Genomic DNA, 2,622 nt, shown 5'->3' with positions numbered 1-2,622 from the left:
GGGCGGGGCGGAAGCCCGCGCCGGCAGAGCGGTCGCCGCCGCCTCGTCGGCCGTGGGCACGAGCGGACTCTGCACGGGCGTCGTCCACCACGGCGCGGGTTCCAGGTCGGACTGCGAACGGATGCCGCGGGGCGCCGGCTCAGGGAGGTGCGGCTGCTGCTCTGGCGTGCCGGCGGGCGCGGGACGCCCGGCGGGCTCGGGGGCGCGCACGGGTTCGGGGGCGCGAGCGGGTTCGGGCGTGCCGGCAGCTGTGGGCACTCCGGCCGGGAGTGCGGGCTCTCCATCCGCGGCGTCGACCGCGGCGCGAGCCGACTTCGGCGCGGAGAGCGCCTGGCCCAGCGGCTCCCGGCCGGACACACCGGCACCTGTCTGGTCGGCGCCGGGGCGATCGGCGCCGGACCTATCGGCGCCGGAACGATCGGGGTCGGGGTCGTCCACACCGTCGTCGTCGTCATCCGCGTCGGAATCGTCAGCGGAGGCCGGGCCGGCGACCGGGCCGGCGACCTCGCCGGTGTCAGCGGCGTCGTCCGCGTCGAGTTGGCTGTTCAACCACTCGAGGCCGACTTCGCCTTCGTCGCGGGGCACTAGTTCAAACCCAGATCCTCAAGCCCGATGGCCGCGTAGTAGGGGTAGCCGGCCGCCTCGATCACTTCACGGGCACCGGTGTTGCGGTCGACGACCACGGCGACGCCGGCGATCTCGGCGCCGACCTTCAGCAGCGCCTCGATGGCGGCCAGCGGAGATCCGCCCGTCGTCGACGTGTCCTCGAGAACGATGACGCGCTTGCCGGCGAGGTCGGGGCCTTCGACCTGCCTGCCGCGACCGTGGTCCTTGGGCTCCTTGCGAACGACGAATGCGTCGTACGCCTTGCCGCGGGCGGCGCCCTGGTGCAGGATCGCCGCGGCCACGGGGTCGGCGCCCATCGTCATGCCGCCGACCGCGGCGACATCCGGGATGTCGGCGATGAGGTCGAGCATGACCTGGCCGATCAGCGGCGCGACGCGGTGGTCGAGGCTCACCTTGCGGAGGTCGACGTAGTAGGTCGCCCTCTTGCCGCTGGTGAGGGTGAAGTCACCATGGAAGACGGCGTCGGCCGAGATGTAGTCAATGAGCTTCTGGCGGGTATCAGTCACGTGCCAACTTTAGGCCATCCGCAATCGACGCCGAACTGTGAGTTTGGCACCTTCCCGGTGCCCGGGAAGGTGCCAAACTCACAGTTCGGCGAGGGGGATGGCGAGGGGGATGCTAGAAGCTGCGAACGAGCGGGCGCTGCGGCATGCGGCGGTAGCCATCCTTCTTGACCTCGACGGCCAGGAAGGTAATGGACAGCAGGGCGGTGATGGCGATGAGGGCCGAGAGAACGAACACGAGGGTGCCTTTCAGGAGAGGGGATTCGCCGATCCAGACGGAGGCGCCATTGCTCGTGTTCGACAGTTCAATCTGACCACGCGGCATCCTTCAGCACAATCGCATTGTGCTGTACCCATCGTGTAGCTTGGCTACATGGACGTGCAACGCCTCGAGCTGCTCCGCGAACTGGCCGAACGGCACAGCGTCACGGCCGTCGCACGGGCCACCCACCGCACGCCATCCGCCGTCTCGCAGCAGCTCAAGGTGCTCGAACGAGAGGCAGGCCTCCCCCTCACCGAGCGCAGCGGCCGGGGCCTGGTCCTGACGGATGCCGGCCGAGCCCTCGCCCGCAGCGCCACGGATGTCGCCGTCGCGCTCGAACGGGCCACCGCGGTGTGGGACGAGTTCCGCAACCGCGCCACGGGCGAGGTGAGCCTGGTCACCTTCCCCACCGCGGGCCAGATGCTGCTTCCCGGGGTCCTGCAGCAGCTCGCCGCGCACACCGGGCTGATCGTGAAGTGCACGGACATGGACCCGGAGCTCAGCGACTTCCCCGCGCTGACCTCGGACTTCGACATCGTGCTGGCGCACAGCATGCGCGGCCAGGTGCCCTGGGGCGGGCGCGGGCTGACCGTGGTTCCCCTGATGACGGAGCCCCTGGACGTGGGGCTGCCGACCGATCACCGCCTGGCCGGGCGGGCATCCGTCGGGGCCGCGGATGTCGTCGGCGAGACCTGGATCGGCGTGCCGGACGGCTTCCCGTTCGAGCGGATCGTGCACGAGATCGAGCAACAGGGCGGCGGACGCGTGCAGGTGTCGCAGCGCTTCGCCGACATGCGCCTCGTCGAGGCGTTCATCATGGCTGGCCTCGGCATCGCGCTCGTGCCCCGGTACACCTCCGGCGGCAGCCAGCCGGGCCGGCTCGTGCTCAAGCCGCTGCGCGGGGTGGATGCCGAGCGGCAGATCGTCGCCCTGATGCGCCCCGACCGGGCCGAGCGCCTCGCCGTGCGCACGGTCATCGATGCCCTGCGCACCCGCGCGGCACGGGTGCAGGCCGAGCACACGTCCTGACGCACGGGGCGCACCGGGGGGCGAGCCGACGTTGGTCGAGCCCGTCGAGATTGGGTCTCGACAAGCTCGACCACCGGGACGGCCTCGACGACCGGGCGGGTTAGTCGTGCTGCGGGAAGCCCAGGTTGATGCCGCCGTGGCTCGGGTCGAGCCAGCGGCTGGTCACGGCCTTCTCCCGCGTGTAGAACGCGATCCCGGCGG

Annotated in this window: 3 protein-coding genes and 1 pseudogene; 1 reads left to right on the top strand and 3 read right to left on the bottom strand. The window is 71.2% G+C overall.

Annotated features, from left to right (window positions below; all coding sequences use genetic code 11):
• The 3 genes and pseudogenes from E3O23_RS00105 to E3O23_RS00095 form a co-directional block, all read right to left on the bottom strand.
• Positions 1 to 585 (bottom strand): annotated as a pseudogene (locus tag E3O23_RS00105) (hypothetical protein); the annotation flags it as partial.
• Positions 585 to 1,133 (bottom strand): orotate phosphoribosyltransferase, encoded by a 549-nt coding sequence (pyrE, locus tag E3O23_RS00100; protein WP_134486536.1) that lies wholly within the window; start codon positions 1,131 to 1,133, stop codon positions 585 to 587. The gene pyrE and the pseudogene E3O23_RS00105, both read right to left, overlap by 1 nt.
• Before the next feature lie 112 nt (positions 1,134 to 1,245).
• On the bottom strand, positions 1,246 to 1,455 hold the full coding sequence (locus E3O23_RS00095; protein WP_134486533.1) for a hypothetical protein: 210 nt from the start codon (positions 1,453 to 1,455) through the stop codon (positions 1,246 to 1,248).
• 48 nt (positions 1,456 to 1,503) lie between these two features.
• On the opposite strand from E3O23_RS00095, the gene E3O23_RS00090 reads away from it, so the two are divergent.
• Positions 1,504 to 2,421 carry a LysR family transcriptional regulator gene (locus tag E3O23_RS00090; protein WP_134486530.1) on the top strand — a complete coding sequence of 306 codons (918 nt, stop codon included), beginning with the start codon at positions 1,504 to 1,506 and terminating at the stop codon, positions 2,419 to 2,421.
• Positions 2,422 to 2,622 lie beyond the last annotated feature (201 nt).

Source organism: Cryobacterium tagatosivorans, from assembly GCF_004402215.1.
In the GTDB taxonomy this organism is placed as follows: Bacteria; Actinomycetota; Actinomycetes; order Actinomycetales; family Microbacteriaceae; genus Cryobacterium; species Cryobacterium tagatosivorans.
Note: the sequence above shows the minus strand (reverse complement) of the source record. Positions and strands in the feature narration are given on the sequence as shown.